At 47.6% G+C, this 4,739-nt stretch carries 2 protein-coding genes; both read right to left on the reverse strand.

Annotation, left to right across the window (positions count from 1 at the left end):
• Positions 1-189: 189 nt before the first annotated feature.
• Entirely contained in the window at positions 190-1,650 is a 1,461-nt protein-coding gene (locus tag ACNQGN_RS18795; RefSeq protein WP_417989358.1) for a RagB/SusD family nutrient uptake outer membrane protein, read from the reverse strand.
• Positions 1,651-1,661: 11 nt separating this feature from the next.
• Positions 1,662-4,685, reverse strand: coding sequence for a SusC/RagA family TonB-linked outer membrane protein (locus tag ACNQGN_RS18800; RefSeq protein ID WP_417989359.1), 3,024 nt, complete (start codon positions 4,683-4,685; stop codon positions 1,662-1,664).
• Positions 4,686-4,739: the final 54 nt, after the last annotated feature.

Consider the following 4,739-nt stretch of genomic DNA (forward strand, 5'->3'; position numbering starts at 1 on the left):
TGTGAAATTGCACCAGGAGAAAGCGTACTCCACAATGGATAGTCTGCAGGGGTCAGCTGCTTTTTTTGTTGCACCTGCCCCATAAGGGGGCAGGCTACTAACAAAACAAATAAAAAACCAAAAGAGCGCAGCAAATGCAACAATAAAGGAGCTGCTTGAGTAGTGTTATACTGTTTCATGTTTTTAGATTTAATAACCCAGGTTTTGTGGACCTAAATTGGGATTGAGTTCAATTTCAGAAGCGGGAATGGGAAACCATTTGTCTTTTGCCTCCCAACCCGGTTTTAGTGCAGACAATACCGGATCAATGGTATTGGTTCTTTTCAAATCAAAAAAGCGATGCCCGAGTTCGGTAAAGAATTCAAAGCGTCTTTCCTGCAGGACCGCCGCTATAATCTCTGTTGCAGTAGTTGCAGCCGTAGTACCGAGCCCGGCTCTGGCCCTGATGATATTCAAATCTTCCTTTGCACCAAGAAGGTCTCCCAGATGCGCCCTGGCCTCTGCACGGATCAGGTACATTTCTGCCAGTCGAAAAAGAATGGAGTATTCTACCGAGCCACCAGTATATTCAGATTCCTTATACTTAAAGGGATAATACCAGGTGGACAAGCCCGAAGTCACTGTGCCTATCCAGTGGGTCTTGCGAAGGTCACCGCCAGCAAAAGAAGCCACAAAGGCATCGCTTAAGGCCGATAATGGCGGGGGAGCTGAAGCGAAAATAAAGGTGATCCCTTCTTCGGTATTTTTACCCTCCAGTGCGGGCATCAGCTGCCAGATGGTGGCGGTACTTTCTTTGCGAAATTCCAAATCCAGATCGTCATTCCAGGTGTATAAATCAGTGTCGTTTAGCACCGCGGAGGCCCCGCTCGAAGCTTCGGCCCAGTTGCCGGTATAGAGATTCAATCGGGCAAGCAAGGCACGGGCAGTGGCTTTATTGGGACGTACCCTTTCCTGCGTTACATACTCGGAAGGCAGTAAGCTAATGGCCTGGTTTAAATCATTCTTTAGCAATTCATAAACGGCCGTTGCCTGGGTTTTGGATATCATGCTATTGTGCTTGTAATCGGTAGTGGTAACATAGGGGATAGCCCCGTAGAGGTTTACCAGATAGAAGTGAAGCAGCGCCCTTACAAATAAGGCTTCGCCTGCCAGCTCCTCTTTCGTGGCAGCAGGCAATAGTGTTGCTTGTTGCACCCCTTCCAGTACCGCATTGGCAGTGTAAATCTGATTGTAGCTGCTGTTCCACAAATCAGCCAACTCATGATTCGAAGCCAGGAGCGTATTGTTGTAAAAATCCAGAGAAGTGTTCAGGGGATTGCCAAAATACGTGAGCTCATCGCTGTAATTGCCCAGCTGATGGGAGAGCCCCGATGCCGTGCCGCTTAACAAGCCGTTTTCTCTAATTTTTGCATAGACAGCAACCATGGCGGCATTGGCTGTGGCTTTATCCTCAAAAACCACCGGAGCAGTCAGCTGTGAGTTAGGAAGGGATACAACCACAAAATCCTCACAGGCCACTTGCACAAAACAGGCCAGTGCTACCACTAGAAGCAGCGTGGCTTTAAATAGGACTGCGTTGCAATCCCGAAATGGGATGTGAGCCCGGGTGATGGGTTTACCAGTACTGGTACTATTGTTATTTTTTTTCATTTTCTTAAAAATTAAAAGGTGAGTTGTACTCCGGTGGTAAACACTTTCAAAGGCGGTAAATAACCGACTGCCTTAAATTCAGGATCAGCTCCTTTGTACTTGGTAAGGGTCAGCAAATTTTGTCCTTGAAGAAACAATTGGCATTGAACACTTTTCAGCCATTTTTCAGGGATGCTATAGGAGAATGAAATGTTTTTCAAACGGATATAGGAAGCATCGGTAATGGCAGCATCACTCTCCATATAATTGTAATAAGCCTGCACCCTATTGGAGTTCGTGCCCGAGGTATAGCCCTGATAAGTAGCCACATCCCCTAGTGTTTGCCAATGGTTAGTAACAGCAGCCAGCTGGTTGGATCTCGTGCCGGGAACCCCAAACATACTGGCGGCATTCCAATTCTCTTGCTTTACAAATTGGAATAAGAAATCCAATTGCAATTGCTTGTATTTAAGTTGGTTCTGCAAGCCTCCATAATACTTTGGATTCAGATCCTTTACGGTCTGTTTGTCATCAGCAGCTGTAATCTGACCGTCCTGGTTCACATCTTCAAACTGGTAAATGCCCGTTTGTGGATTCACCCCTATCAGGTGGTATACCTTTTGGATGTTCAGGGCTTTTCCAATGACAAACTGACGGCGGTAGGTTGAGCTTTCCAAATCGGGAAAGGACACTAGTTTGTTCTTGGCCAGGGTCAGGTTCAGGTTGGTCGTCCAGCTGAAGGACCCCTTTTGGAAATTAACGGTTCGCAGGGACAATTCGACTCCACTATTCTCGACTGTGGCATTCAGGTTCGCCTGCACCGAGGTAAAGCCTGTGGTTGCCGGCAAAGGAGTACCCACCAACTGATTGGAAGAGCGGTTGCGGTACCAGGCAGCGGTAAAAAACAATCGGTCTTTGAGCAAACCGGCCTCTACTGCTATTTCCAGTTTCTTGTTGGATTCCCAGCCAAAATTGGGATTGAAAAGTCGGGTGGGGTCTAAACCGATTGTGCCCTCGTAGTTGAGCCCTGATGAAGAATAGGTGTCTAAATACTGGTAATCGCCAATTTGATCATTACCGGTGGTGCCGTAGCTTGCCCTTAGTTTTCCAAAACTTAAAAAGCTACTATTGTCCAGGAAAGCTTCCCTGGAGAATAGCCATGCTGCGCCAACTGCGCCAAAATTGGAAAATTGATTCCCCGGTCCGAAGCGGCTCGAACCATCCCTGCGTCCTGTGAAGTTAAGGATATACCGATTCTGCCAATTGAAATTAGCGCGGCCAAAAAAGGCCTGGTAGCGGTACACGCTTTCGCTGGCACTCAGTACCGCAATGGTGGAGGCAGAGGCGAGATTATAAATCAGGCTATTGCTGGAGAATCCTGTGCCCTGCTGCACCAATTGGCTGCCCTTTTGCTGCTGGAAGGTACCACCCACGAGCACTTCGATTTTTCCACTGCCTAGTGCTTTGCGCCAGTTCAGCTGCGGTTCTGCAATCCAGGACTGCCGATTTGCAGTATCGCTGTAAATCGTTGATGATTCACTGCCAAATCCAAAGGCAGGATTGTATATGGTGGAGGGGGAGGTGCTGGTTTCAAGATGGCGTAAATCTGTAAATCCAAAACTGGATTTCACCTCCAATGCGTCTGTCAGCTGATAGGAAAGCAAGGTGTTGGCGATGAGATCGTTGGTTTTGGCCTTGAACTTCCCTTGGAGATTCCGAAGTGGGTTATTGAAGAACTTCCAGTTTAAGTTGCCCAGCTCATCATACAGTGCCGGAGCATTGGGAGCAATTGTTCTGGCTTCGCGGGTGAAGTCCATGGCCGGTTGGTTGTTATCCTGCAGGGTATAGCCACCGGAGAAAGTAACCTTGAATTTTTTATCTTCAGAGGCATGATTCAGATTCAGCAGAAACCCTTTTTTAGTGTAACTAAAATCCCCTGGCAGCACTGTGGTTTGCCTTGCATAATTCCCACTCAAGAGGAACTGCGTTTGTGCATTTCCCCCCGAGACAGATGTGCCCAGGGTGGTAAAGTCAGCCGTACCGCCGAGCAACACCTTTTGCCAGTCGGTATACCTGCTGGCATCCCATCTGCCGTTCAAATCGTATGCGTTGGAAGGATAGGTGCTAATGCCGTCATTAGCATAAGCTTCTTTTCGCATTTGCACATACTGCTGCGTGTTCATTAAATCCATATAGCGGGTGATCTGACCCAGCCCCCTGGAATAGTTGGCAGTGAACTTTGTTTTACCCTCTTTTCCTTTTTTAGTTGTAATAAGCACAACGCCATTGGCCCCTCGGGAGCCATAAATGGCCGTGGCATCTGCATCTTTAAGCACCTCAATGCTTTCAACGGAGTCCGGATTGATACTGTTCAGCGGACTTGAGGCTTTGGAAAGCACGAACGAAGTAATGCTGTTTCCGATAGCTTCGGAAGAATACGGCACACCGTCTATGATGTACAAGGGATCATTTCCAAGGGTTCGCAAACTGTTTTGTCCGCGTATTTGTATTGAAAACCCCCCACCGGCGATACCGGTTTCCTGTGTAATGTTCACCCCGGCCATCCGCCCTTGCATGGCAGCAAGCACACTCGTGACAGGTTGTTTTTCGATGGCAGCCGCGGAAATTTTAGCGATGCTTCCGGTGCGTTCGCTTTCTTTTACAGAATAATAGCCCGCATTGATGCGAACCTCCTGCAAAGCGGTAGCGTCTTGCTCCATCTGAATATTGAGTAGGGAGCGGCCATCGACAGGGATTGTAATGGTGGTAAAGCCCAGGTACGAAAAAATAAGAATGTCGCCCGGTGCTACGGCTATGGTATATTTCCCATTGAAATCAGAGACTGCCGTTTTTTGCTGGCCTTTTATGGAAATGGTAACCCCGGGTAAAGGGCTTGTGCCGTCAGTGATGGTGCCACTTATCTGGCTTTGCTGGGGTAGGGACTGTAGTTGCCTCAGTGCGGTTTTTGCTGGAGCTGGGGTGTAGGATAATGATAACCCAAAAAGAATCAGGTACCAAAAAGCCGAACCACCCTTGTAAAATGAAAATTTATTCATAATATTGGTATAGTTAAATGAAACGTTAGTTTTGTTAGCGATGGTCCTCTATTC

Source organism: Flavobacterium rhamnosi (genome assembly GCF_048286515.1).
GTDB lineage: Bacteria > Bacteroidota > Bacteroidia > Flavobacteriales > Flavobacteriaceae > Flavobacterium.